This window comes from Bradyrhizobium huanghuaihaiense (genome assembly GCF_007830635.1).
Lineage (GTDB): Bacteria > Pseudomonadota > Alphaproteobacteria > Rhizobiales > Xanthobacteraceae > Bradyrhizobium > Bradyrhizobium huanghuaihaiense.
The window spans coordinates 553395-580328 of the sequence record NZ_VLLA01000002.1 but is presented as its reverse complement, the minus strand read 5'-3'; the positions used below and the strand labels follow the sequence as shown (position 1 = coordinate 580328).

Below are 26934 nucleotides of genomic sequence, written 5' to 3'. Positions count from 1 at the left end.
GTTCAGTCCACAAACGGTTCGACGATCGTGCGCTTGCCGAGCAGGAAAGAGTCGGCGACGAGACGCAGCGGCGCCAGATCGACATCGCTTGCGCCTGACGCCGCCAGCCTGACGAAGCGCTGGTACAGCTCGCGATATTCCTGATCGGGCGCATCCGCAATGGCCTTACCGTCGACGGCCATCCGCCGGCCGCCATCAGACAATGTCATCCGGCCCTGGTCTGTTTCCACGAGGATATCCCAGCTCTGCGGGCCGGTCTGCCGGAAGTCGAACTCGGCGGTGATGGGCAGGCCTCTGATATCAGTCAGGTTCAGGTTCGCGGCGATCGGCGCCTGGCAATTGGCCGGGAAGGCAAGCTCGGCCGCAGTGACGAACACCGGCTGCGGCAGGATGCGGGTCAGGATCGATAGCGCGTTGATGCCGGGATCGAACACGCCGAGCCCGCCTGGTTCCCAGATCCAGGCCTGACCGGGATGCCAGACGCGGACGTCCTCCTTCCAGTTGATGTGCGCGGATTTGATCCGGCGCGTGGCCAGCCATTCGCGGGCCGGCTCGACCGCCGGCGCGTAGCGCGAATGCCAGGTGGCAAACAGCGTTCGCTTCGCATCAGTCGCCATCGCGATCAGCGGATCGAGCTCGGCAACGCCGGTGCCCGGCGGCTTCTCCAGCATGACATGCTTGCCGGCGGCGAGCGCCGCGGCGGCCTGGGCGCGGCGCACCTGCGGCGGCGTGCAGAGCGAGACCGCGTCGATCGGCGGACCTTTTTCCAGCAGCTCCTCGATGGTGGCGAAATGCGGCAGGTCCGGCAGCGAGGCATTGCGGCTCGCCACGGCCGCGAGCGTTGCGCCCGGTGTCGCCGCGATCGCGCCCACATGCTGATCGCGCGCGATCTTGCCGAAGCCGACTATGGCGATACGAAGGTCTGTCACGCTTGTTCTCCAGTATCTGCAGACGGCAGCGGCTCGGCCGGGGCGGTCTCGATCACCGTGCCCTCGTGGCGGCGCATGCCGTTGTGAATGACATAGACCATGGCCTCGGATGCGGCGTCCGCATCACCGGCCGCGATGGCATCGACGATCTTCTGGTGCCAGAGCAGCACGGTGTCGCGATCCTCCGTCTCGACCGGAGCGCTGAGCAGGAACGACGCGCGTAAGGCTGCCTCGATGACGTGCCCGATCGAGCGCATGAACAGATTGCCGGAGGCCCGTGCCACGCCAACGTGAAGCGCGAGATCGGCATCGGCAAAGCCGACCGAGTCGGAGGCTTCACGCCGCATGCGGTCCATGCTGCGGCGGAGCTCGGCGATGTCCTCCTCGGACCGCTGCGCGGCCGCGAGCATGGCCGCGCGCGGCTCGACCGCCAGACGAATCTCGGCGAGGTCGTTGAGGAAGCGCTTGTCGATGCCGGCGTCGAGGTGCCAGGCCAGCACGTCGGCGTCGAACATGTTCCAGGCGCCGCGCTCGCGCACGACGGTGCCGACCCGCGCCTTGGTGGTGAGCAGGCCCTTGGCGACCAGCGTCTTCACACTCTCGCGCAGCACCGGGCGTGACACGCCGAACATCGCGATCATCTCGGCATCGCCGGGCAGGCGCGTGCCTTCCGCGTAGCGGCCGGCGATGATATCGACACCGATCGAGCGGGCCACCTCCGCGTGGTTGGAGTGAGCCCGCCGCGTCGGGATGACGACGATGCGCGAGGTCATGACGCCGCTCCTGCGCTCTTGGCCACCGGCCGGCGCGCCAGCGCGACCAGCCCCTGCTGCAGGGCGATGAAGGCGAACAGCAAGACGCCGGTCGCGATCTTGGTCCACCAGCTCGACAACGTGCCATCGAAATTGATGTAGGTCTGGATCATGCCCTGGATCAATACGCCGAGGAAGGTACCGATCACCGAGCCCTGTCCGCCCGTGAGCAGCGTGCCGCCGATCACGACGGCCGCGATGCTGTCGAGCTCGACGCCGACGGCCGAGAGCGAATAACCGGCGCTGGTGTAGAAGGAGAAGACGATGCCGGCGATCCCCGCAAGCAGGCTCGACAGCATGTAGATCTTGATCGTCATCTTGCCGACGGCAACGCCCATCAGGCTCGCGGTGGTCCGGCTGCCGCCGAGCGCATAGACGTTGGCGCCGAACCTCGTGAGATGCAGCAGCAAGGCGCCGCCGATCACGATCACGAGCATGATGATCGCGATCGCCGTCAATCGCCCGCCGCCGGGCATGCGTAGCGCGAAGTCCGACACGGTGGAATAGACCGGTGCGGTGATCGGCACCGATTCCGTCGAGAGCAGGAAGCTCGCACCACGGGCGAGGAACATCCCGGCGAGCGTGACGATGAAGGGCGGCAGATCGAAGACGTGAATCACCGCCCCCATCGCCGCGCCAAACGCCGCCGACAGCGCGAGGATGGCCATGAAGGCGACCAGCGGCGGCACGCCCCAGCGCTCGATCGCCAGCGCGACGAACACCGTGGTGAAGCCGATCACCGAGCCGACCGAGAGGTCAATGCCGCCGGAGATGATGACGAAGGTCATGCCGGTCGCGACGATGCCGAGAAAGGCATTGTCGGTGAGCAGATTGCCGACCACGCGGGTGGAGGCGATGTTGGGGAATTGCATGGCGCAGATCGCAAAGCCCGCGACGAGCACGATGGCGGTGATGAGAACCGGCGGCAGGCCTTTCATGCTTTGGTCCTCCGCAGCCGCGCGGCGATGCCGGCGAGACCAGAGAATTTCGGCGATTGTAGCAGCAACACCGCGAGCACCACCACCGCCTTGACCAGCAGGTTGAACTCCGGCGGATAGCCCGAGAGCAGAATGCCGGTGTTCATGGTCTGGATGATCAGCGCCCCCAGCACCGCGAGCACGAGACTGAAGCGGCCACCGAACAGCGAGGTACCGCCGATCACGACGGCCAGGATCGCGTCGAGCTCGAGCCAGAGGCCGGCATTGTTGGCATCCGCGCCCATGATGTCGGCCGCCGCGATCACGCCGGCGAGCGCGGCGCAGACGCCGCACCAGACATAGACCGCCAAAATCATCGCGCGGGTGCCGACGCCGGCGAGCTCGCTCGCGCGCGCGTTGCCGCCGGTCGCCTCGATCAGCAGGCCGAGCGCGGAGCCGCGCACCACTGCGCCGGTGAGGATCAGCATGCCCAGGGCGATCACGACCGGCACCGGCAGGCCGAGCACCGAGCCATTGCCGAGCCAGACCAGGTCCGGCGATGAAAACGTCACGATGCGTCCTTCGGTGATGAGTTGGGCGATGCCGCGACCCGCCACCATCAGGATCAGCGTCGCCACGATCGGCTGCATGCCGAGCACGGCGACGAGAAAACCGTTCCAGAGGCCGCAAACGAGGCCGGCGCCGAGCGCGGCTGCCAGCACCACCGGCAGGCCGTGGCTGTCGGCGAGACTCGCCGCGATAGCGCCGCAGATGGCCATGACCGCGCCGACGGAGAGATCGATGCCGCGCGTCGCGATCACCAGCACCATGCCCAGCGAGAGCAGCGCCACCGGCGTGCCGCGGTTGAGCACGTCGATCAGGCTGCCGAACAGCCGGCCGTCCTGCAGGCGCAGATCGAAGAATTGCGGCGACACCACGCGGTCGACCGCGAGGATGACGATCAGCGCCAGGATCTGGGCGAGGCCGCGGCGCGGCAACAGCGCTGTCATGTGTGGGCCTCAAGCGCAACCGCGGCGCCATCGGCGGCAATGGCGGCGAGAATGTTGCCGACGTCGATCGCCTCGCCCGCGAGCTCCTCGATATGGGCGCGGTCGCGTAGCACGACGACGCGGTCCGAATAGGTCACGATCTCGTCCAGCTCCGAGGAGATCACGAGCAGCGCAAGCCCGTCGTCGCAGAGCTCGCGGATCAGGCGGATGATTTCGGCATGCGCGCCGACATCGATGCCGCGGGTCGGCTCGTCCAGCACGAGAAGCCGCGGCGAGGTCGCAAGCCAGCGCGCCAGCAGCACCTTTTGCTGGTTGCCGCCGGAGAGCAGGCCCACGGGCCGCTCCGGATCGGGCGGGCGGATGTCGAGCATCTTGACGTAACGGCGCGCGATCTCGTCCTGCTCGCGGCGCGACAACGGTCGATGCAGGCCGCGCTTGGCCTGGAGCGCGAGCACGATGTTCTCGCGCACACTGAGCTCGGCGACGATGCCGTCGGTCTTGCGCTCCTCCGGGCAATAGCCAAAGCCGTGGCGCACGCCGTCGCGCGGCGACTGCAGCCGCACCGGTGCCCCCTCTACCCTCGCCTGCCCGCCATCGGCACGTTCGGCGCCGAACACCAGCCGCGCCGTCTCGGTGCGGCCCGAGCCGAGCAGCCCGGCAAGGCCGACCACCTCGCCGTGGCGCAGCTCGAGACTGAAGGGCGCGACATAGCCGGCCTTGCCGTAATTCTCGAAGCTCGCACAGACCTCGCGCGCCTGATGCTCGCGCGTTGCCGCCCGCGCGCTGGTGGTTTCCGCAAGTTCGCGGCCGAGCATCATCCGGATCAGCTCGAGCCGCGGCAGCGAGGCGGTCTCGCGCTCGCCGACGAGGCGGCCGTTGCGCAGCACGGTGATGCGGTCGGATATCTCGTAGACCTGGTCGAGGAAGTGGCTGACGAAGACGATGCCGATACCGCGCTTGGCAAGCTGGCGCATGATGCGAAAGAGAATCTCGACCTCATGCCGATCGAGGCTCGCGGTCGGCTCGTCCAGGATCAGCACGCGCGCGGAGAGATCCACCGCGCGGGCGATCGCGGTGACGTGCTGAATCGCGACGGAATAGTTGCCGAGCGGCGCGGCGACGTCGATGTCGAGGCCGAAATCCGCGAGCAACGCCTTGGCGCGGCGGCGCATCTCGCCCTCGCGCACGATGCCGAAGCGCATCGGCTGGCGGTCGAGGAACAGGTTCTGCGCCACCGAGAGGTTCGGCAGCAGATTGACCTCCTGGTACACGGTGGCGATACCGGCCTGGAGCGCTGCCTTGGCCGAGCGCGGCGCGACCTCTTCACCACCAAGCCTGACAATGCCGGCATCGCGGGCGAATACGCCGGTGACGACCTTGATCAGTGTGGACTTGCCGGCGCCGTTCTCGCCGAGCAGAGCATGGATCTCGCCGGCACGCAGCGTGAAGTCGACCTCCTGCAACGCGCGCACGGCGCCAAAGCTCTTGCTGATCCCGCGCACTTCCAGCAGCGGCAGAGCAGGATCAAGGCTGTTTTCCATCGCGACGTCACTCCCACCGGCGCCCGCAAACGATGCGGACGCCCAGCCTATTCGTTCGCGCAGCGGTTTCGAAGGGGGGCCGGACCGCAAAGCGCGCGGTCCGGCGAAGCCCGCCTCAGTAACCGAGGCCCTTCTTGCTGTCGTAGATCTTCTGCGGATCGTCGGCAGCCGTATAGAGCTTCGACTCGGTCTGGATCCATTTCGGCGGAACCGTGCCCTTGTCCTTGAAGGCCGCGATGGCATCGAGTGCGGGGCCGGCCATGTTCGGCGTCAGCTCGACGGTGGCATTGGCTTCGCCGGCGGCCATCGCCTTGAAGATGTCGGGCACCGCGTCGATGGAGACGGTGAGGATCTCCTTGCCGGGCTTGAGGCCGGCTTCCTTCATCGCCTGGATCGCGCCGACCATCATGTCGTCATTGTGGGCATAGACGGCGCAGATGTTCTTGCCGCCGCCTTCGGCCTTGATGAAGCTCTCCATCACCTCCTTGCCCTTGGCGCGGGTGAAGTCGCCGGTCTGGCTGCGCACCACCTTCAGGTTCGGATGCTTGGCGACGGCAGTGTCAAAGCCCTTCTTGCGGTTGGCGGCGACGCTGGCGCCGACCGTACCCTGCAATTCGACGACGTTGCAGGCCTTCTCACCGACGGTCTTCGCCAGCCATTCGCCGGCGACCGCGCCCTCGTGCACGCTGTCTGACGTGACCGCGGTGAGATAAAGCTCCTTGCCGGAGGGATCGATGTCGCGGTCGAGCAGCACGACCGGGATCTTGGCCTCCTTGGCTTCCTTCAGCACCGAGTCCCACCCGGTCGAAACGACGGGAGCGAGGAAGATCGCATCGACGTTCTGCGCGATGAAGGAGCGGATCGCCTTGATCTGGTTCTCCTGCTTCTGCTGGGCGTCGGCGATCTTGAGATTGACCTGGCGCTTGGCGGCTTCCTGCTTGGAGACCGACGTCTCGGCCGCGCGCCAGCCGGATTCCGATCCGATCTGCGAGAAGCCGATGGTGAGCTGGCCGGCACTGGCCGGCAGCGCGAGCAGCAAGGCGGCCATGGCGCTGGCCGCAAAGAGGGCTTTAGGGGTCATCAGGCGTGTCTCCCAAGATGTTATCCGGGGCGCCGATTGGTAGCATGGCACCCGCAGGCCGGCCTTTTGGGCGGCGGAAGGCACTATTTCACGGAAGATGGGTTCCGACTAGTCATATTATTTGACTATTTGGAGGAAAATGCGCGCGAGCGGCGGCGGGCGGTTCTAAGACACGCTAAGCGCGATTTTGTTCCAGCGATGCAACGGGGAGATGAAGGAAATTGTAGGGCGGCTGGGATGAGGGAGTTTCCGCGAGGACGGCGACAAACGGACGCGCAGACTCTCCTCCTCGTCATTGCGAGCGCAGCGAAGCAATTCAGAGTCGTTCCGCGGAGGGTTCTGGATTGCTTCGCTGCGCTCGCAATGACGGTGTCGATAGAGCCCCTGCGTCTCTCGAGCAGATTGACTCGCGGTGAGTCCCCCTCACCCGGATCGCATCTTCGATGCAATCGGGCCTCTCCCCGCACGCGGGGAGAGGCGAAGAAACTAAATCAGCTTCCGCTGCGCGAGATTCTTCATCAACGCACTGATGCCGAACGTCCAGGGCTCGCACTCGTCGCTGGTGCGCATGCGGTTGACGAGCTTGCCGAGCTCGGGCGCTGCGATGGTGACGATGTCGTCGCGCTTATGGGTAAAACCCTGCCCCGGCGCGTCGCGATCCTTCACGGGGGCGAACATGGTGCCGAGGAAGAGAACGAAGCCATCGGGATATTGATGGATCTTGCCGATGGTCTGCGCGACGAGATCGGTCGGATCGCGGCTGATCTTGCTGATCGAGGAGTGGCCGTCGAGGACGAAGCCGTCCGTGCCCGTCACGTTCAGGCTGATGTCGAGCTTGCGCGCGTCGTCGAGCGTGAAGCTGTCGTCGAACAGCCGCAGCAGCGGGCCGATCGAGCAGGACGCGTTGTTGTCCTTGGCCTTCGACAGCAGCAGCGCCGAACGGCCCTCGAAGTCGCGCAGGTTCACGTCGTTGCCGAGCGCACCGCCGACGATCTTGCCGCGGCTCGAGACGAACAGCACCAGCTCCGGCTCGGGATTGTTCCAGGTCGATTTCGGATGCAGGCCGGCATCCATGCCGGTGCCGACCGAGGACATGGTCGGCGCCTTGGTGAAGACCTCGGCATCGGGGCCAATGCCGACCTCGAGATACTGGCTCCAGGCGTTCTGGTCGATCAGCACCTGCTTCAGATGCATCGCCTGGTCCGAGCCCGGATTGAGCTTTGACAGATCGTCGCCGATAAGCCGCGTCACCTCTTTGCGGATCGCTTCGGCCGAGGCCGGATTGCCCTTGGCCCGCTCCTCGATGACGCGTTCCAGCATCGAGATCGCGAAGGTGACGCCGGCAGCCTTCAAGGTCTGGAGATCGACCGGCGCGAGCAGCCAGGGCCTTTTGGGATCGCGCCCGTCGGGGGCCGTGTTGGCCACGATGGCTTCGAGATCGCCGATGCGCTCGCCCTTGACCGCAGCCAGCGCCTTGGCGGGATTGTCCTCCTCGCACAGCGCGCTGATGGTCGCAAATTTTGCGGTGACATCGAAGACGCCGTCGCCGCGCACGGCGACCACGGCCGGGCCATTCACCTGCGGCAGCCAGACGCGGCCGACCAATGTTCCCCGCGTGCCGTCCTCGGGGAGAAGGTCTTTTACAGTCAATGTCGTCATGGCCGGCGTCCTCGCTGTTTTTCCGATCGGCCGCGGCCGATCACATTGGCGACGACCAATAAACGTCTGGCAGGGGAAGTCCAGAGAGCGCGCCCCTACTTGAACCAGTGCACCAGCGCGATGCTGATCCCCAGCAGCAGCATCAGCGACAGCGTGACGGCCGCCGTCACGCGGCCACCGACATTGGCGAGCACGCGCACGTCAACGCCGAGGCCCAGCGCCGCCATCGAGACCACCGTGAGAAAGCTCGTGATCTTCGTCACGGGGCCAACCACCGTGGCCGGCACGATTTCGAGCGAGCGCAACGTCGCGAGCGCGAGGAAGCCGAGGATGAACCAGGGGACCAGGCGGAAGAAGCCGACGCTGGTCTTCTTGGCATCGCTCTGCCAGCGCGAGGCAACCAGCGACAGGCCGACGACGACCGGACCGAGCATCAAGACGCGCATCAGCTTCACCAGCGTGCCGATCTGCGTCGAGACGAGGCCGGCCGGCACAGTCGCCGCAAGCACCTGCGGCACCGCGTAAACGGTGAGGCCGGCGAGGATGCCGTATTGGGTGGCGGACAGCTGCAGCAGCGGGATCAGCAGCGGCAGGCCCAGCACCATCATCACGCCGAGGATCGCGGTGAAGGAGATCGAGGATGCGATCTCGTCGTTGTTGGCGCCGATGATGGGCGCCACGGCGGCGATCGCGGAATTGCCGCAGATCGAGTTGCCGCAGGCAATCAGGATCGAGAGCCGCGTCGACAGACCGAGCAGCCGGCTGAGGCCAAAGGAGACGCAGAGCGCGACCACGACAACCGCGGCGATCGATGCCAGCAGCGCGATTCCGGAGGCCGCGATGGCGGCGAAGCTGATGGAGGCCCCGAGCAGCATCACCGCGACTTCGAGCAGCTGCTTGGCGCTGAAGGCGATGCCGGCCTGCCAGCGCGGGGCCGGCTTCCAGAAGCTGCGCAGCGCCATGCCGAGCAGGATCGCCATCACCAGCGCTTCGACATAGGGGTGCTCGAAGACGCCCAGTTCCGCCCGCTCAAGCAGGGCCGAGACGCCGGCGACGAGAATGCAGAGGAGAATGCCCGGAATCAGCGCCGCAATGCGGCTGACGGCGGTGGCCGGCTTGGACTCGGCCGGGCTGGATGCTTGATTCTGCGACACAAATTTCTCCCGGAGGAGAAGGATTTATACGCAGCGCGGCCCGATTGGGAAATATGTTTTCGACATATCAGGGCCGAGGGAAGTTCTGTCCTCGGCCTGGAATAATTGGGCTCAGAAGATCAGGCTTTTCGCCAGCGAGGCGACGCGGCTGAAGCCGTCATAGATGCCCGGCTCGAAGAAGGCCGCACGCGCCAGCACGATGCCGGCGACCAGCGACCAGAACAGCGTCGTGCCGGCCCGCAGCAGCAGCTTCGAGGCGCGCGATTTCGGCTGGGCGTCCGTTGCGGACACCAGCTGCTCGCCGAAGGGCTCAAATGCAGTGCGTTCCATAGCTGCCGATCCATCAATTTCTGGCAGAAATGTCGTCGTTTCGGCCCGAAACAGCAATGGAAGCGATTGGCGTTTTTACCCTCCGGAGGGGAAACTCCTTCCTCCCGACGATGCCGCGGCAATAGTTTTCTTCTTCCGGCCTATTTGGACACCGGCGGCGCGGGCTACAGGGCCAGATAACGCCGCCGGATCGCGTCGTTGGCCTTCAGCTCGTCGATCCCGGCCGCATAGACGATCTGGCCCTTGTCGATGACCGTGGCGTGGCTGGCAAGACCCAGGCAGAAATGCATGTTCTGCTCGGCGATCAGCACGGTCGAGCCAAGCTGGCGGAGCTGCCGCAACAGCTCACCGATCCGCTGCACGATGATCGGCGCCAGCCCCTCGCTCGGCTCGTCCAGCAGCAGCAGCGCCGGATTGCCCATCAGCGTGCGCGCGATCGCCAGCATCTGCTGCTCGCCGCCGGAGAGGCGCCCGGCGATGCGATGGCGCAGCGGCTCCAAGAGCGGGAAGACCTCATAGATGCGCTTGATCGGCCATTCGTCCTGGCCCTCCGGCCCCTTCTTGCGACCGATGAGGAGATTGTCCTCGACCGTGTGCTCCGGAAAGATCTGGCGATCCTCCGGCACGAAGCCGAGACCGGCGCGCGCGATCGTATGCGGCTTCTGGCCCGAGATCACCGCGCCGCGCAGGCTGACCCTGCCCCGCCGTGGCGGCGCGAGACCCATGATCGCCTTCATGGTGGTGGACTTGCCGGCACCATTGCGGCCGAGCAGCGCCATGGTCTCGCCCTGCCGCACCGAAAGGCCGACGCCGAACAGGATCTGGCTGGTGCCGTAGTAGACGTCGAGATCGGCGACTTCGATGACGGCGGCACTCATGCGGCCGCTCCCGCATGCTCGGTGCCGAGATAGGCGTCGACCACGGCGCTGTTGTTGCGGATCTCGTCGGGCGTGCCGGTCGCGAGGATGCGGCCATAGCAGAGCACGACGATCTTGGGCGCGATCTTGAACACGATGTCCATGTCGTGCTCGATGAAGACGACGGTGATCTTCTGGCTCTCCCAGAGCTCGCGCACCTTGTCGATCATGCGCCAGCGCTCCTCCGGACCCATGCCGGCGGTCGGCTCATCCAGCAGCAGCACTTTTGGTTCGAGCACCAGCGCCAGCGCAATATCGAGCAGCTTCTGATCGCCATGCGAGAGCGTCGCCGCCGTGCGATGGCGCTTGCTTACCAGACCCAGCAGCTCCATCACATGCTCGGCGCGGTCGCGCGTCTCGGGCAAGGGAAAGCGCTTGTGCAGCACGGCGGAGGTGCGCTGGTCGGCACTGACCGCGGCGAGCATGGTCTCCTGCACGGTGAGCGACTTGAAGATGCTGGCGACCTGGAAGGCGCGGCCGATGCCGTGGCGCACGATCTCCGGCGGCGAGCGGCCGGCGAGATCGACGCCGTCGAGCAGCACCTTGCCGGAATCCGGCCTCAAGGCGCCGGTGATCAGGTTGAAGAACGTGCTCTTGCCCGCGCCGTTCGGGCCGATCACCGCGGTGAGCGAACCGTCGGGGAAATCCAGCGAGACGTCATTGGTCGCCTTCACGCCGCCGAAGGATTTTGCGAGGTTGCGGATCTCAAGCATGGTGCGCCTCGCGCCGTTGTCTGGCACCGCCATTCCGGGATGGTCCGCCAGGACCAGACCCGGAATCTCGAGATTCCGGGTTCGCACTTCGTGCGCCCCGGAATGACTGCTCAATAGATCCACCGCGCATCGTTAGCGCCCCTCGCCTGTCTCGCGCCGGTGTGCGTACCACTCGGCGACGAAATCGAGCAGGCCCTTGCGCAGGCCCAGTGCGAAGAACAGGATGACCACGCCGAGCACGATGCCGTGGTACTCGGTGAAGCGCGTGACGGTGTCGTTGAGCAGCAGCAAGAGCACGGTGCCGACCATCGGGCCGAGGAAGGTCGAGACGCCGCCGAGCATGTTGATGAAGATGGCTTCGCCCGAGATGGTCCAATAGGCGAACTCAGGATAGGCGCCGGAGACGAACAGCGCCATCACCATGCCGCCCATCGCAGCGAACAGCGCCGCCAGCACGAAGACGGTGAGCTTTGCCCGCCAGACGTCGATGCCGAGGAAGCTCGCGCGCGCGGCATTGTCGCGGATCATGCGCAAGGTGTAGCCGAACGGCGATTGCGCGATCTGGCGCATCGCGAGCAGGCCGAGGATCAGCAGCGCACAACTCGCGATATAGAGATGGACGTGGTTGGCCAAGTTAATGCCGAGGAAGGCGGGTCGCGGAATGCCGCCGCGCAGGCCCTGATCGCCGCCGGTGAAGGAGGCCCAAGACAAAATGGTCGAGTGGATCAGCATCTGGAAGGCGAGCGTGACGAAGGCGAAATAGATCTCCTTCAGCCGCACACAGATCGCGCCGATGATGGCCGCAACGATTGCCGTGATCGCCAGCGTCGCGACGAAGGCGATCGGAATCGGCACGCCGAGCTTCTGCATGATCAGGCCGAAGCTGTAGGCGCCGAGGCCAAAGAACATGCCGTGACCGAACGAGGTCAGGCCGGTATAGCCGACCAAGAGATTGAGCGAGGTTGCGAACAGGCCATAGGCCGAGCAGCGGATGACGAAATCGAGCAGCGCCTTGCTGCCGGTGAACAGCGGCAGGCTCGCCAGCACGGCGAAGGCGATCAGCGCGATCAGGACGTCGCGATAGCGTTGCAGTGCCGCACCGCCACGCTGCGGCACCAGCGTTTGCGCGCGCCCGGCCTCGAGCTCGGTCATGCCGCCTCCTTGCCGAACAGGCCGGTGGGTTTCGAGACCAGCACGATCACCATGAAGAGGTACATCAGGCCTTCCGTGAACAGGGGAAAGCCGAGCGAGCCGAACGAGCGGATGAGGCCGAGCAGCAGCGCGCCGATCAGCGCACCCAGGATCGAGCCCATGCCGCCGATCACGGTGACGATGAAGGATTCGATCAGCACCGAGAATCCCATGCCGGGTGTCAGCGACCGTACCGGCGCTGCGAGCGCACCTGCGAGCCCCGCCAGCATGCCGCCGAGCGCGAACACGCCGCCATAGATCAGGCCGGTGTTGATGCCGAGGGCGGAGACCATGCCGGGATTATGCGCGGCGGCGCGGATCACCTTGCCGATGCGGCTGCGCGACAGTCCGATACCGAGCACAATGGCCGCGACAAGCGCGACGCCGATCAACAGCAGGTAGTAAGGCGGCACCACACCGCCGGCGATGAACAGCGGCATCACCTGGAACGCCGACGGCATGCCCATCGCCTTGAACTCGGGTCCCCAGATGATGCGGACGACATCGTCGAAGATCAGCACGAAGGCGTAGCAGACGAGGAGCTGCATCAGGACGTCGGCGCCATAGACGCGGCTCATGAAGACGCGCTCGAAGATGAGGCCGAGGATCGCAGTGCCGGCCGCACCGGCCAGCATCGCCAGCGCGAAGCTTCCCGTGAGCTGATAGGCGGTCATCGCAAAATAGGCGCCGAACATATAGAAGGCGCCGTGGCTGAAATTGACCACCTTGAGCACGCCGAAGATCAGCGTCAGCCCGACCGCGACCAGGAACAGCAGCATGCCGATGATGAGGCCGCTGGTGGTTTGCGTCACCAGGCAGGCGGAGCTGGAAAGGCAGCCGGCAAGCGCATCGAGATCCACGGGAGCACTTTCATTGCTGCGCGCCTGATGTGGCGCGGAAAACAAAAGGCGGAGACGGTCGCCCGCCTCCGCCGCGCATCAGATCAGGTGTAGCCCTTGCTCTTCTTCCACTCGGCTTCGAGTTCGAAGATGGTCTTCCAGTCGCCGGCCTTGACCTCGGGCACATAGGGCTCCTGCGGGATCGTGGTGCCCCAGCCGATGGCGTAGCCGACCAGCGTGTGGTCGTCGCCGCGCATCGTCACGGTGCCGTCGGCGCCGAACGGGCATTTGATGGTGAGGCCCTTCAGCGCCTCCGCAATCTTCTTGCCGTCGGCTGAGTTCGCCTTCTTCGAAGCTTCGGCCATCAGCATGATCGCGGTGGCGTTCTCCCACGACCAGTTGGTCGGATATTCGTTGTACTTGGCCTTGTAGGCGTCGCCCCAGGCGGCATTCTCCGGCGTGGTCGGAAAGGTCTTGATGTAGCGGTTGCCGGAGTGGATGCCCTTGGGCAGGTTCTTCACCACGGTGAGCGCGGTGTAATCGGCCATGTTGACCGCGAACACCTCCATCTGGCCGAACATCGCGTAGATGTTGGCCTGGTCGATGTAGGAGGTGAGATCGCCGCCCCACAGGCAGGAATAGAGCGCTTGCGGCTTGGCCTGCAGGATCTTGGTGACCACCTCGGTATAGTCGGGCTGAAACAGCTTCGGCCAGGACTCGCTGATGATCTCGACCTCGGGCGCGAAGCGCTTGAGGTACAGCGTGAACTCCGCCGTGGTGTCGCGGCCATAGGCATAGTCGGGCGAGCAGGTCGCCCATTTCTTCAAGCCCTTCGCCTTGGCGATCGCCGCGGCATAGCTGCCGCCGACGATGGAATCGTGCACGCCCTGTCGCGCGGTACGGAAGGCGTTGGGAATGTGCTGCTTGGGATCCGCGGTCAGCGCCGAGGTCTCCGAATTGGTGTGGATGCAGAACACGCCGAGATCGCGCGCGACCTCGTGCACCGCGAAGGCGCCGGAGGAGGCTTCGGCGTCGATCATCAGCTCGCAGCCGTCGGTGTTGACGAGCTCGCGCGCGACGCGGGCGGCTTCCTGCGGCTGGCCCTTGGAATCGCGGATCACCATCTCGATCTGCCGGCCGGCGAGGCCGCCGGCGGCGTTGACCTTCTCGACCTCGAGCATCACCGCATTGCGCGAGGACGTGCCGAGCTGCGCGACGCGCCCCGACAGGATCGTCGGCATACCGATCTTGATGGTCTTGGCCTGAGCGCGCGCCACCCAGGGCGCGGCAAATGTCATCGCACCGGCGCCCATCAGCGCCAATGTTGAACGGCGGCTGATGCCCGGCGTGCGGGTTCTCGTCATTTTCCCCTCCCTCTTTCGGGTCGGCGTTTTCCTGGTCCCTTGCCGGAGATCGTCTCGTCTCCGTGTTCCCAAGGATTTCAGAGGGAGGGGGTGACGTCAAGCCAAAGATGAATTATGAGTCAGAATTCATAGGAGAGGAAACGAGGCCGGCAATTGGCCTGAAACCAGCGAAAATGATCAATCTGTCGAGCTTCATCAGCTTTCATGCCCGGCGCACGCCGGAGCGGCCCGCGCTGAAATACCGCGGCGAGGAGATTTCCTACGCCACGCTCGACGCGCGCATCCGGAAAGCGGCCGGCTGGCTCACCGCGCAGGGCATCGGCGCCGGCGACGTCGTGGCCGTGCTGATGAAGAACAGCGCGGCCTTTCTTGAGCTCGTCTTCGCCACCAGCCATCTCGGCGCGGTGTTCCTGCCGATCAATTTTCGTCTTTCGCGCGATGAGGTCGGTTACATCGCCGGCAATGCCGGCGCGCGCCTGCTGATTGTCGATGAGGAATTGGTGGCGAACGCAGCGGGCGCGAGGATCGTCGTGCTCGATGAGGCCGCGCAGCAGAGCGTCACGCATCTGGCTGGCGACGCGCCGCCCGCCTCCATGCACGTTCGTCAGCCATCCGACCTGATGCGGCTGATGTACACGTCGGGCACGACCGACCGTCCCAAGGGCGTGATGCTCACTTACGATAATTTCTACTGGAAGTCGGCCGACCAGACGATCGCGCTCGGCCTCACTGCCGAGACGCGGCTTCTCGTGGTCGGCCCGCTCTATCACGTCGGCGCGCTCGACCTGCCCGGCATCGCCATGCTCTGGCACGGCGGCTTCATCCGCATCGAGCGCAATTTCGAGCCCGAGACGGCGCTCAGCGCCATCGCCGAGGACAAGCTCAACGCCGCCTGGTTCGCGCCCGTCATGACGACGGCGATGCTCACCTGCCCCGCCCGCGATCGGTACGACGTCTCCAGCTTGAAATGGGCGATCGGCGGCGGCGAGAAGACGCCGGAGGTTCGCATCCGCGCCTTCTCCGAATATTTTCGCAACGCGCGTTACATCGACGCCTATGGCCTCACCGAGACCGTCGGCGGCGACACTTTCATGGAGGCCGGCCGCGAGATCGAGAAGATCGGCTCCACCGGGCGCGCCATCGCCCATGTCGAGATCGAGATCCGCGACGAGGACGGCAGGACGCTGCCGCCGAACGTCAATGGCGAGATCTGCCTGCGTGGTCCCAAGATCACGCGCGGCTACTGGAAGGATCCGGAGAAGACCGCATCCGCCTTTTTCGGCGACTGGTTCCGCAGCGGCGACGTCGGCTATCTCGACGACGAGGGCTTTCTGTACCTGACCGACCGCAAGAAGGACATGATCATCTCCGGCGGCGAGAACATCGCCTCCTCCGAGGTCGAACGCGTCATCTACGATCTGACTGAGGTGCGTGAGGTCGCGGTAATCGGTCTGCGCGACGCGCGCTGGGGCGAGCGTCCAGTCGCGATCGTCGTACTCGCCGAAGGTGCGCGCCTCGAGCTGTCTGCCCTCACCGAGCACTGCCGCGCGCGGCTGGCGAGCTTCAAGGTGCCGAAACAGCTGATCATTCGCGACAGCCTGCCGCGCAACCCGAGTGGAAAGATCCTCAAGCGCGTGCTGCGCGCCGAGCTGGAGACGTCTGAATGACGCAAGTGAACGCCAAGGTCACAAAGCTCAACCGCGTCGAGCGCAACGCCTGGACCAAGCAAAAGATTTTCGACGCCGCGACGAAGGTCGTCGGCAAATATGGTTATGCCGAAGCCTCCGTCGCCCGCATCACCGAACAGGCCGGTGTCGCGCAGGGCACCTTCTACAATCATTTCGAGAACCGGCAGGAGCTGCTCGACCAGCTGCTGCCAAAAATCGGCCTCGACATGGTCGAGTTCATCCGCGCCCGCACCGGCAACGCGCACGCGGCACGGCAGGAGATCGAGCGCTTCTCCGCCTTCTTCGACTTCATCCGCGAGGTGCCGGAATTCCTGCGCATCCTCAACGAGGCCGAGTTCTTTGCACCTCACGGCTACCAGAAGCATCTGGACAACATCTCGGTCGCCTATGTCCGTATCCTGCGCCGCGCCCGCCTTGCCGGCGCGATCGAGGATTACAGCGACGAGGAATTCGAGGCGATCGTCCACATGCTGATGGGCGCGCGCGGCTATCTCAGCCGCCGCTATTCCTATTCGCAAGGCGGCGTCACCGCCGTGCCCGACCACGTCATCTCCGCCTATCGCAAGCTGATGACGCGCGGCCTTTTCAGCTCCCCCGGAGATCAGGACACGCCATGAACATCGAATCTCCGCACAAGCCGCTCGATCTCGCCTCGGCCATTGCCGAGGGCGATATCCGTTGCCTGCTGATGGTGCTGGTGCACATGACCGGCGACGAGAAATGGCTCGAGCCGCCGTACCTGCCCAAGCGCGACATCCGCCTCATTCCCGATCCCGATGCCGGCGTGCCCCGGGAGGTCCAGGATGAGATCCGCGCCGCCGTGGTCAAGCTGTTTGCCGGCGGCACGCCAAAGCCTGTCATCACCGACCCCGGCGACGGCTTGCTGCTGAGGATGATGCGCGCCTGCCTCGGCGAGAACGTCGCGCCGGAATACGCGCCCCTGATGCGCGAGGAGATGGGTTTTGTGTCGCGCGAAGCGCGCTGGACCAAGCAACCGTCGAACGAGAAGCTCGCCGAGCAGCATGTGCTGATCGTGGGCGCCGGCGTCTGCGCCATCGCGCTCGGGGTGGCGCTCGGCCATCTCGGCATCCCCTACACCATTGTCGAGAAGAACGACGAGCTCGGCGGCACCTGGTGGATCAACCGCTATCCCGGCTGCGGCGTCGATACGCCGAACCACTCCTATTCATATTCGTTCGGCTCGCGCAACGCGTGGACGCGCTATTTTTGCCCGCGTGAGGAGCTGCTCGGTTATCTCCAGAAGGTCGCCGAGGAATACGGCATCCGCAAGCATCTGCGCGTCAACACCGAGCTGACCTCGTCGCGCTGGGACGAAGGCAAGAAGCGCTGGATCTCGACGCTGAAGACCAAGGACGGCGAAGAGGTTTTCGAATCCACCGCGCTGGTCTCGGCCATCGGCCAGCTCAACGATCCCTCCCGCGCGCACTTCAAGGGCGAGGACAACTTCAAGGGCACGATCCTGCATTCGGCGCTATGGTCGGGCGATATCGGGCTCGACGGCACGCATGTCGCCGTGATCGGGACCGGTGCGACCTCGATGCAGCTGGTGCCGTCGATCGCCGGCCGCGTCGCCTCGGTCACGGTCTATCAGCGCAGCGCGCAATGGGCGCGGCCGGTGAAGGGCTACTCCGATCCGATCACCGACGGCGCGCGCTGGCTGCTTGCGCATCTGCCGTTCTATGTGCAGTGGTACCGCTTCAACATGTTCTGGCGCTACGGCGACGGCCTGCTGCCGTTCCTGCGCAAGGACCCAGCTTGGCCGCATCCCGAGCGCGCCGTCAACAAGGGCAACGACCGGCACCGGCAGGAGCTGACCGACTTCATCCTCACCGAATTGAAGGACCGGCCGGACCTGATCGCAAAATGCGTGCCGACCTACCCGCCTTACGGCAAACGCATCCTGCTGGACAACAACTGGTACAAGACGCTGACACGGGACAATGTCGAGCTCGTCACGGACGCGATCGACCGTTTCGACGAAAGCGGCATCGTCACCGCCGACGGCAAGCACCGTCCCGCCGACATCATCGTGGTCGCCACCGGCTTCAAGGTGACGGAGATGGCGGCGCGCCTCAACATCACCGGCCGCGACGGCAAGGATCTTCGCGAGGCCTGGGGCAACGACAACCCGACCGCGTTCCTCGGCCTCACCGTGCCTGATTTCCCCAACTTCTTCTGCATGCTCGGGCCGAACTCCGGTCCCGCGCATGGCGGCAGCGTCATCTTCCAGTCGGAATGCCAGAGCCGCTACATCTCGGCGTGTCTCGCCAGCATGATCGAGCAGAACGTCGCCGCGATCGACGTTCGCCCGGACGTGCTCGACGATTACGTCCGCAAGGTCGATGCCGAGCACGAGGCGATGATCTGGACCCATCCGGGCATGACGACCTACTACCGCAATTCGAGCGGCCGCGTATTTTCGGCGATGCCGTGGCGGTTCGTGGACTACTGGCGCATGACGCACGATCCGGATCTGCGGCAGTACAGGCTGACGAAGGGGTGAGGCAGCACTGACTCTGGCCGAAGCTTGAGTCGCGCGCGCCCCACATCGTCATTGCGAGCGAAGCGAAGCAATCCAGAGAATCCCTCCTCGGAAAGACTCTGGATTGCTTCGCTGCGCTCGCAATGACGGAGGTTGCGGCTACTCAGGCCGCCAGCCCGCTCTCCACCGGCGCGAATTCCAGCCCCAGGCTCTCCGCCACCGCCATGTTGGTGATGCGGCCGCGATGCACGTTGAGGCCGTTGCGCAGATGCGGGTTCTCCAGCACCGCCGCAAAACCCTTGCCCGCGAGCATCAGGCCGAACGGCAGCGTCGCGTTGTTCAGCGCCTGGCTCGAGGTCACCGGCACCGCACCCGGCATGTTGGCGACGCAATAGTGCACGATGCCGTCGACCTCGTAGGTCGGATCGGTATGTGTGGTCGGGTGCGAGGTCTCGAAGCAGCCGCCCTGGTCGATCGCGACATCCACCAGCACCGCGCCCGGCCGCATCGATTTGAGCATCGCGCGCGTGACGAGCTTTGGCGCGCTGGCGCCCGGCACAAGCACTGCACCGATCACGACGTCGGCGGCGAACACCTCCTCCTCGACCGATTCGATGGTCGAAAGGCGCGTCCGCACGCGTCCGATAAAGAGATCATCGAGCTGCCGCAGCCGGGGTATGGAGCGGTCGATCACGGTGACTTCGGCGCCGAGGCCCGCGGCCATGCGCGCGGCCTGCGTCCCCACCACGCCGCCGCCGAGAATGACGACGCGCGCCGGCTGCACGCCGGGGACGCCGCCGAGCAGCAGACCACGGCCGCCGGCCGACCGCCTGAGCGCGGCGCCGGCTGCCTCGATGGCGAGGCGGCCGGCGACTTCGCTCATCGGCGCGAGCAGGGGGAGGTGGCCGGCCGCGTCGGTGACGGTTTCATAGGCGATCGCGGTGCAGCCGGACGCGAGCAGGCCCTTGGCCTGTTCGGGATCCGGCGCAAGATGGAGGTAAGTAAAGAGGATCTGGCTTTCGCGGAGCTGAGCCCATTCGCTTCGCTGCGGCTCCTTCACCTTCACGATCATGTCGGACTTGGCGAAGATGTCGCGGGCGCTGTCGGCGATCACGGCCCCTGCCCGCCGATACACCTCGTCGGACGCGCCGATACCGCTGCCGGCGCCGGTCTCGACCGTCACCTGATGCCCGGCGGCGACATATTCACGGACCGCGCCCGGCGTGAGCCCGACGCGATATTCCTGCACCTTGATCTCCCTGGGAACACCGACGTGCATCTTCCGCTCCTTCGCCAACGAATTGATTCCGTTGTTGATCGTAGCGAGAGGGCCGGTTTGGTTTCGTGCAAATATCCGCTAGTTTCGGACCTCGCGCGCCGGTTTCCGGCGCGGAAACATCCTTTCACGCCGGAAACAAAACCTTGGCCCTGGACCGGAAAGATCTCGCCATCCTCGCGGAACTCACGACCAATGCGCGGGCCAGCCACACCGAGCTCGCCAACAAGGTCGGGCTCTCGAGCACGGCACTGGCACGGCGGCAGAAGGCGCTGGAGGACGACGGCTACATCCAGGCCTACCAGGCCGCGCTCGATCTGACGCAGTTCGGCCTCACCACGACCGTGCTGGTCCGCATTGCGCTGGAGAGCCAGAGCGACGAGGCGCTGAAGGCGTTCGAGGCGGAAGTGGGGAAGTGCCCCTCCGTCGTGCGCTGCTTCCTGATGTCGGGCACCGACGACTACATCCTGATCGTGCTCGCCCGCGACATCCAGGATTTCGAGCGCATCCATCGCACCGAGCTGTCGCGCCTGCCGCGCGTCGCGCGGGTGCAATCGAGTTTTGCATTGCGCGAGGTCGTCAACCGCGCCGTGCCGACCGTGGTGTTCGGCGAGGGGAAGCGCTGATCTCGAACCGGCCAGGAACCAAGCATGGGGTCATCCGTTGGGCGCTATCGGGCAGCGCGGCGACGCATCCTCGCGTCAGTATCCTTGCCCGGCTCGGCCCATCCGCAGGGAACAGAACATGGCGGACACCACGGATCAGATCCCCGAACGCATTCCGATCAACCTTGTCGTTAATGGCGCGAGGCGCACGCTCGAGATCGCGCCGTGGACCACGCTGCTGGATGCCCTGCGTGACCGCTTGGAGTTGACCGGCACCAAGAAGGGCTGCGATCACGGTCAATGCGGCGCCTGCACCGTGCTGGTCGATGGGCGGCGCATCAATTCCTGCCTAACGCTCGCGATCATGAAGGACGGCGCCGAGATCACGACGATCGAAGGCCTGGCCGCGAATGGCGCGCTGCATCCCCTGCAGCAGGCCTTCGTCGATCACGACGCATTCCAATGCGGCTATTGCACGCCGGGACAGATCTGCTCGGCGGCCGGTCTTCTGGCCGAGGGCCGCGCCCGCGATGCCGACGAGATCCGGGAACTGATGAGCGGGAATCTCTGCCGCTGCGGTGCCTATCCCAACATCGTGGCTGCGATCGAGCAGGTAATGGGTCGGTCATGAACAACTTCCAGTATTCCCGCGCGAGCGACGTCGCCGATGCCATTCGCCTGCTCGCTGCAGATCCGAGCGCGAAGCTGATTGCCGGCGGCACCAATCTGATCGACTTGATGAAGGAGAATGTCGAACGGCCCTCCCGACTGGTCGACATCTCCCGCCTGCCGCTCCGCGACATCGAGGAGACCGCGGACGGGGGCTTGCGCATCGGCGCCTTGGTACCAAATTCGGACCTCGCGTACCATCCGCTGATCGAGCAGCGCTATCCCCTGCTCGCCAGCGCCATCCTGGCCGGCGCCTCCGCGCAACTGCGCAACATGGCTTCGGTCGGCGGCAACCTGATGCAACGAACGCGCTGCGCGTACTTCTATGACACTGCAACGCCCTGCAACAAGCGAAGCCCAGGCACCGGCTGCTCGGCCCTCGATGGCCTCAACCGTAATCACGCCATCCTCGGCACCAGCAGGTCCTGCATCGCCACCAACCCATCCGACATGAGCGTGGCGCTGGCCGCACTGGGCGCGCTGGTACACACCGCAGGCACTACCGGTCAGCGTACCATCGCGCTGACCGATTTCCATCGGCTGCCGGACGACAAACCTCATGTCGATACAAATCTCGGCAGCGGCGAGATCATCACCGCAATCGAGCTGCCGCCGCACGGTTTCGCCCGGAACTACAGCTATTTGAAGGTCCGGGACCGGCTGTCCTACGCCTTTGCATTGGTCTCGGTCGCGGCCGCGCTCGAACTGGAGGGCAACGCGATCGGGGAAGCGCGCCTGGCGCTGGGCGGCGTGGCCCACAAGCCTTGGCGGAACCTCGATGCCGAGGCGGCATTGCGCGGCCAGGCGGCAACGCCGGATCATTTTGGCCGCGCCGCCGACCTGTTGCTGCAGGGAGCAACCGCTCGTTCGCAGAACGGCTTCAAGATCGAGCTCGCGCGGCGAGCCGTCGTGCGTACGCTGATGCAGGCCGCAAACGCCACACCGCAATCGCAAGCTCACAAGAAGATCGCATGAGGGCCCGATGAACGCCTATGTCGGAACACCAACGTCGCGCGTCGACGGCCGGGCCAAGGTCACCGGAGCCGCCAAATATGCCGGCGAATTCGCAGCAGACCTCCTCCTCCATGGCTTCGTCGTCGCGGCCACCATTCCGCGCGGGCGCATCGCTCGCCTCGACACCAGCAAGGCGCTGAAGGTGAAGGGCGTGGTTGACGTACTCACCCACGCGCATCGCCCGCCCCTCGCCGAGCAGGACGAAGCCTGGAAGGACGAGGTGGCGCCAGAGCAGGGCTCGCCGTTTCGTCCGCTCTATGACAACAGCGTCAAGTTCAACGGCCAGCCGATCGCGCTGGTCGTAGCCGAGGACTGGGAAACCGCCAAGTTCGCCGCAACCCGCATTCGAGTTGAATATGAAGAGGAGGCGTTTGCGACCGATCTCGAATCCGAACGCACCAAGGCTGCCAAAGTCGATCAGCCGCACAAGCCGCGCGGTGACGCCTCGGCGGCGCTGACGCGAGCGGCCGTCCATCACGAGGCGGACTATGTCATTCCGAGCGAGCATCACAATCCGATGGAGCTATATGCGACAACGGCCGTCTGGGATGGCAACGGCAAGCTTACCGTCTATGACAAGACGCAAGGCGTCCAGAACGTCCAGAAGTTCCTCTGCAGCGTTTTCGGCAGGAAGCCGAACGAAATCCGCGTGATCTCGCCCTATGTCGGCGGCGCCTTCGGCTCGGGTCTGCGGCCGCAGCACCAGGTCGTCCTGGCAACGCTTGGCGCTCTCGCACTGAAACGATCTGTCCGTGTCGTGCTGACGCGGCACCAGATGTACGGCTTGGGCTACCGGCCGATGACGATCGAGCACGTTGCGCTCGGCGCAAACCGCGACGGCACGCTCGAAGCCGTCATGCACGAAGCCATAGCCGTCACCTCGCGGTTTGAGAATTTCTCCCGCAACGATACCGGCTGGGGGGAACAGCTCTACAAGAGCCCTAACAGCCGCCTCTCCCACAAGCTCGTCCACCTCGACGTCGCCACTCCCTGCGACATGCGCGCGCCGGGTGCAGCATCGGGCGTCTGCGCGCTCGAATGCGCCATGGACGAGCTGGCCGTCGCGCTCAAGCTCGACCCGATCGAGTTGCGGCTGAGGTGTTACTCGGATCGCGACCAGAGCGAAGACCTGCCCTACACCAGCAAGCAACTACGCGCATGCTATGCCAGGGGCGCAGAAGCCTTCGGCTGGAGCCGACGCGCCCCCGGGCCGCGGTCCATGCGCGACGGCAAGGAACTGGTCGGCTGGGGCATGGCGACCGGGGTGTGGGAGGCGCTTCAGATGCCGGTCGCCGTCCGCATCGTGCTCACAGCCAACGGCCATGCCGAGGTCTCCTGCGCCGCATCCGATATCGGCACCGGCACGTACACCATCGTGGCACAGGTCGCGGCCGATGCCCTCGGGCTGCCGATCGAGAACATCAGCGTCCGGCTCGCCGACTCGAGCCTGCCGCAGGCGCCGGTGGAAGGCGGCTCGTGGATGGCCGCCTCGAGCGCGCACGCCGTGTTAGGAGCAGCCGAGGAGATTCGCCAGGAGCTCGTCCGTCGCGTCAAGGCGATGCCCGCCTCGCCGCTCGGCGGCGTCGATGCGCCGGACATCATTCTCGTCGACGGAACCGTCACCAAGGCGGGCGATAGGAGCCGCGCCGTCTCGATTGCGGATATCATGCGCCACAGCAAGCTCGAGCGGATCGAAAAGGAGAAGCTCAACCAGTTCGAGGAAGAGAAGTCGTACGCGCGCAACACCCATTCGGCCGTCTTCGCCGAAGTGAAAGTAGACGAGCAACTCGGCGTGATTCGCGTCACGCGGGTCGTGAGCGCGGTCGCGGCCGGCCGCATCCTGAACACCAAGACCGGCCGCAGCCAGGTCATGGGCAGCGTGGTCTGGGGCATCGGGATGGCGCTGCACGAGGAAACGTTGATGGATCACCGCTTCGGCCGGATCATGAACGCGAACATTGCCGAGTACCACATTCCCGTGAATGCGGACGTTCACGACATCGACGTGATTTTCGTCGATGAGCCCGATGACCGGATCAACAGGCTAGGTGTCAAGGGTCTTGGCGAAATCGGCATCGTCGGCGTGCCTGCGGCGATTGCGAACGCGGTCTATCACGCCACCGGCAAGCGCATCCGGCGCTTCCCGATTACGCTGGACAAGCTGCTCGATTGAGGGGGTGCGGCGTCAGCCGCTGCATCCCGGCCGTTCACCCTTCGAGGCTGCCGATGGGACGCTCCGGTCCCATCATCGCGCCTCAGGATGACGGATCAAGTTGAGACGCCGCAGGCCAGACTCGCTCTTGTCATCCAACTGTCATCGAATGTGCCGAGAGCTGTGTCTCCAGCATATTCGGGACCGACAATGGACTATTTCAAGCGCTTCAACTTCCTGTTCGCAGCCCCCATGTTCGACGCCGACGACCTCGAGGGCGTCCGCTTCAACCAGATCATCGAGGAGATCCAGCGTTCCGGCTTCGAGGTGGTCCGCGCCCGCAAGCTGGAGGACGCCGAGATGGCGGTGCAGACCGATGCCGCGATCGGCTGCATGGTGGTGGACTGGGGCAAGAAGGGCCTGGAGGGCAAGACCTCGGCGCTGATCAATCTGATGCGGCGGCGCGGCCTCGACTTCCCGATCATCCTCTTGATCCGGCGCAAGCGGTTCGAGGACCTGCCGGTCGAGGTGCTGGATTTCATCGACGGCTATGTCTTCCTGTCCGAGGAGACGCCGCCCTTCATCGCCAAGAACCTGATCAGCCGGCTCAAGCAATATGCCGAGACGCTGAAGACGCCGTTCTTCGGCGCGCTGGTCGACTATGCCGAGGAAGGCAACCAGCTCTGGACCTGTCCGGGCCACAACGGCGGCGTGTTCTACAACCGCAGCCCGATCGGCCGGGTGTTCGTCGAGCATCTCGGCGAATCCGTGTTCCGCGACGACCTCGACAATTCCGTGCTCGACCTCGGCGACCTCCTCACCCATGAAGGCCCGGCGCTGAAGGCGCAGAAGGAAGCGGCGGCGATCTTCGGCGCGGAAAAGACCTATTTCGTGCTCAACGGCACTTCAACCTCGAACAAGGTCGCGCTCGGTGCTCTCGTCACCGACGGCGACCTCGTACTGTTCGACCGCAACAACCACAAGGCCGCCCATCACGGCGCGCTGATAATCAATGGCGGCATCCCGGTCTACGTCCCGACCGTCCGCAACGCCTGGGGCCTGATCGGCCCGATGCGCTGGGACATGCTCGACGAGAAGACCCTGCGCGAGGCGATCCGCAACCATCCGCTGGTGAAGGATCGCGACGCCTGGCGCAAAGAGCGGCCGTTCCGCGTCGCCGTGGTCGAGCAGTGCACCTATGACGGCTCGATCCACAGTGCCGAGATGATCATCAAGCGCATCGGCCATCTCTGCGACTACATCCTGTTCGACGAGGCCTGGGCCGGCTTCATGAAATTCCACCCGCTCTATGCCGGCCGCTTCGCCATGGGCCTTGCGAACCTGGCTCCTGAAGCGCCGGGCATCATCGCGACGCAGTCGACCCACAAGCAGCTCGCGAGCTTCTCGCAGGCCTCGCAGATCCACATCAAGGACCGCCACATCCGCGGCCAGAAGCGGCGCGTCGAGCACCGCCGCTTCAACGAGAGCTTCATGCAGCATGCCTCGACCTCGCCCTTCTATCCGCTGTTCGCCTCGCTCGACGTCGGCGCGCAGATGATGAAGGGGCGCTCCGGCGAAGTGCTGTGGGACGACACGATCCGCCTCGGCATCGAGCTGCGCAAGAAGGTCCGCGCGATGCGCCGGGAGTTCGAGGAGAAGGAGCAAAATCCGGACCGCCGCTGGTTCTTCGAGCCCTTCGTTCCCGACCGCGTCGCCATTCCCGATGTCAGCCGCCCCGGTGCCGCGCATAACGTCGCCTGGGAGACGCTCTCAACCGACGAGCTCGCCACCAATCCCGCGCTGTGGCAGCTCTCTCCTGATACCAACTGGCACGGCTTTCCGGATCTTGCGGAAGGCTTTGCCATGACCGATCCGAACAAGCTGACCCTGCTCACACCCGGATTCGATCGTGCGACCGGCGCCTATGCCGAGCATGGCATCCCCGCGCCAGTCGTCGCGCAATATCTGCGCGAGAACCGCATCGTCCCCGAGAAGAACGATCTCAACTCCATGCTCTTCCTGCTCACCCCCGGCGTCGAGGCGAGCAAGGCCGGCACGCTGATCTCCGGTCTCGTCGCGTTCAAGCGGCTGCATGACGACAATGCGCTGCTGGCAGACGCGATCCCGGAATTTTATCAGCGGCGGCAGGCGCGCTATGCCGGCGTGCGCCTGCGCGACCTCTGCGGCGACATGCACCGCTTCTTCCGCGCCGCCGATGTCAGCGCACTCCAGGCGCGGCAGTTCATGCCCGAGCACATGCCCGAGATCGCGATGTCGCCCCGCGATGCCGCGCGCTATCTGTTCAAGAACGACGTCGACTATCTCCCGATCGAGGCGATCGCAGGCCGCATCGCCACCACGCCTTTCGTGGTCTACCCGCCCGGCATCGCCACCATCGTGCCCGGCGAGCGGCTGACGGAACGGGCAAAGCCCATGATCGATTATCTCAAGATGTTCGAGACCTGCTTCAACACCTTCCCGGGCTTCGACGTCGAAATCCAGGGCGTCTACAAGGAGATCGATGCGCAGGGGCGCATCGGGCTCTATACCTACGTCGTTGCCGAGTAGGT

23 protein-coding genes are annotated in these 26934 nt (G+C 65.3%); 8 read left to right on the top strand and 15 right to left on the bottom strand.

The window, feature by feature from the left end:
- Window positions 1–2 precede the first annotated feature (2 nt).
- From IQ16_RS06645 to IQ16_RS06575, 14 genes are all read right to left on the bottom strand, one after another.
- Complete coding sequence (locus tag IQ16_RS06645) at window positions 3–929, bottom strand: Gfo/Idh/MocA family protein (protein WP_018647696.1); 927 nt, start codon at window positions 927–929, stop codon at window positions 3–5.
- Entirely contained in the window at window positions 926–1702 is a 777-nt protein-coding gene (locus IQ16_RS06640) for a FadR/GntR family transcriptional regulator (RefSeq protein ID WP_018647697.1), read from the bottom strand. The genes IQ16_RS06645 and IQ16_RS06640 overlap by 4 nt, the downstream gene beginning before the upstream one ends.
- Entirely contained in the window at window positions 1699–2679 is a 981-nt protein-coding gene (gene yjfF / locus IQ16_RS06635; protein ID WP_018647698.1) for a galactofuranose ABC transporter, permease protein YjfF, read from the bottom strand. The genes IQ16_RS06640 and yjfF overlap by 4 nt, the downstream gene beginning before the upstream one ends.
- Window positions 2676–3668, bottom strand: a complete 993-nt coding sequence (locus IQ16_RS06630) for an ABC transporter permease (RefSeq protein ID WP_018647699.1) — start codon at window positions 3666–3668, stop codon at window positions 2676–2678. The genes yjfF and IQ16_RS06630 overlap by 4 nt, the downstream gene beginning before the upstream one ends.
- Entirely contained in the window at window positions 3665–5209 is a 1545-nt protein-coding gene (locus tag IQ16_RS06625; RefSeq protein ID WP_018647700.1) for a sugar ABC transporter ATP-binding protein, read from the bottom strand. Before IQ16_RS06625 ends, IQ16_RS06630 begins: the two co-directional genes overlap by 4 nt.
- 115 nt (window positions 5210–5324) lie before the next feature.
- Window positions 5325–6290: a galactofuranose ABC transporter, galactofuranose-binding protein YtfQ gene (gene ytfQ, locus IQ16_RS06620; RefSeq protein WP_018647701.1), complete on the bottom strand. Its 966-nt coding sequence runs from the start codon at window positions 6288–6290 to the stop codon at window positions 5325–5327.
- Between the two features lie 486 nt (window positions 6291–6776).
- Window positions 6777–7949, bottom strand: a complete 1173-nt coding sequence (locus IQ16_RS06610) for a fumarylacetoacetate hydrolase family protein (RefSeq protein ID WP_018647702.1) — start codon at window positions 7947–7949, stop codon at window positions 6777–6779.
- Window positions 7950–8044: 95 nt separating this feature from the next.
- Window positions 8045–9103 (bottom strand): YeiH family protein, encoded by a 1059-nt coding sequence (locus IQ16_RS06605; RefSeq protein WP_018647703.1) that lies wholly within the window; start codon window positions 9101–9103, stop codon window positions 8045–8047.
- Between the two features lie 111 nt (window positions 9104–9214).
- Window positions 9215–9433 carry a hypothetical protein gene (locus IQ16_RS06600; protein ID WP_018647704.1) on the bottom strand — a complete coding sequence of 73 codons (219 nt, stop codon included), beginning with the start codon at window positions 9431–9433 and terminating at the stop codon, window positions 9215–9217.
- Window positions 9434–9597: 164 nt separating this feature from the next.
- Complete coding sequence (locus IQ16_RS06595; protein WP_018647705.1) at window positions 9598–10311, bottom strand: ABC transporter ATP-binding protein; 714 nt, start codon at window positions 10309–10311, stop codon at window positions 9598–9600.
- The gene (locus IQ16_RS06590; RefSeq protein ID WP_026312761.1) at window positions 10308–11063 is read right to left on the bottom strand and encodes an ABC transporter ATP-binding protein; all 756 of its coding nucleotides are present in this window, start codon (window positions 11061–11063) and stop codon (window positions 10308–10310) included. Before IQ16_RS06590 ends, IQ16_RS06595 begins: the two co-directional genes overlap by 4 nt.
- A gap of 132 nt (window positions 11064–11195) precedes the next feature.
- Window positions 11196–12215 (bottom strand): branched-chain amino acid ABC transporter permease, encoded by a 1020-nt coding sequence (locus IQ16_RS06585; RefSeq protein ID WP_018647707.1) that lies wholly within the window; start codon window positions 12213–12215, stop codon window positions 11196–11198.
- A complete protein-coding gene (locus IQ16_RS06580) occupies window positions 12212–13114 on the bottom strand; it encodes a branched-chain amino acid ABC transporter permease (RefSeq protein ID WP_018647708.1) in 903 nt (300 codons plus the stop codon). Before IQ16_RS06580 ends, IQ16_RS06585 begins: the two co-directional genes overlap by 4 nt.
- An 83-nt stretch (window positions 13115–13197) precedes the next feature.
- Entirely contained in the window at window positions 13198–14457 is a 1260-nt protein-coding gene (locus IQ16_RS06575; protein WP_018647709.1) for an ABC transporter substrate-binding protein, read from the bottom strand.
- A 173-nt stretch (window positions 14458–14630) separates the two neighbouring features.
- On the opposite strand from IQ16_RS06575, the gene IQ16_RS06570 reads away from it, so the two are divergent.
- The 3 genes from IQ16_RS06570 to IQ16_RS06560 are packed head-to-tail and all read left to right on the top strand — an operon-like array spanning window position 14631 to window position 18669.
- Complete coding sequence (locus tag IQ16_RS06570) at window positions 14631–16124, top strand: AMP-binding protein (RefSeq protein ID WP_018647710.1); 1494 nt, start codon at window positions 14631–14633, stop codon at window positions 16122–16124.
- Entirely contained in the window at window positions 16121–16762 is a 642-nt protein-coding gene (locus tag IQ16_RS06565; RefSeq protein ID WP_018647711.1) for a TetR/AcrR family transcriptional regulator, read from the top strand. Before IQ16_RS06570 ends, IQ16_RS06565 begins: the two co-directional genes overlap by 4 nt.
- Complete coding sequence (locus IQ16_RS06560; RefSeq protein ID WP_145831315.1) at window positions 16759–18669, top strand: flavin-containing monooxygenase; 1911 nt, start codon at window positions 16759–16761, stop codon at window positions 18667–18669. The genes IQ16_RS06565 and IQ16_RS06560 overlap by 4 nt, the downstream gene beginning before the upstream one ends.
- A 142-nt stretch (window positions 18670–18811) precedes the next feature.
- Here the strand turns inward: IQ16_RS06560 and ald are convergent, their stop codons facing one another.
- The gene (gene ald / locus IQ16_RS06555) at window positions 18812–19927 is read right to left on the bottom strand and encodes an alanine dehydrogenase (protein ID WP_026312762.1); all 1116 of its coding nucleotides are present in this window, start codon (window positions 19925–19927) and stop codon (window positions 18812–18814) included.
- 143 nt (window positions 19928–20070) lie between these two features.
- On the opposite strand from ald, the gene IQ16_RS06550 reads away from it, so the two are divergent.
- From IQ16_RS06550 to IQ16_RS06530, 5 genes are all read left to right on the top strand, one after another.
- A complete protein-coding gene (locus tag IQ16_RS06550) occupies window positions 20071–20550 on the top strand; it encodes an Lrp/AsnC family transcriptional regulator (protein WP_026312763.1) in 480 nt (159 codons plus the stop codon).
- 118 nt (window positions 20551–20668) lie between these two features.
- The gene (locus IQ16_RS06545; protein WP_026312764.1) at window positions 20669–21160 is read left to right on the top strand and encodes a (2Fe-2S)-binding protein; all 492 of its coding nucleotides are present in this window, start codon (window positions 20669–20671) and stop codon (window positions 21158–21160) included.
- A complete protein-coding gene (locus IQ16_RS06540; protein WP_018647716.1) occupies window positions 21157–22173 on the top strand; it encodes an FAD binding domain-containing protein in 1017 nt (338 codons plus the stop codon). Before IQ16_RS06545 ends, IQ16_RS06540 begins: the two co-directional genes overlap by 4 nt.
- Before the next feature lie 7 nt (window positions 22174–22180).
- On the top strand, window positions 22181–24385 hold the full coding sequence (locus tag IQ16_RS06535; RefSeq protein WP_018647717.1) for a xanthine dehydrogenase family protein molybdopterin-binding subunit: 2205 nt from the start codon (window positions 22181–22183) through the stop codon (window positions 24383–24385).
- Window positions 24386–24574: 189 nt separating this feature from the next.
- Entirely contained in the window at window positions 24575–26932 is a 2358-nt protein-coding gene (locus tag IQ16_RS06530) for an Orn/Lys/Arg family decarboxylase (RefSeq protein WP_018647718.1), read from the top strand.
- Window positions 26933–26934 lie beyond the last annotated feature (2 nt).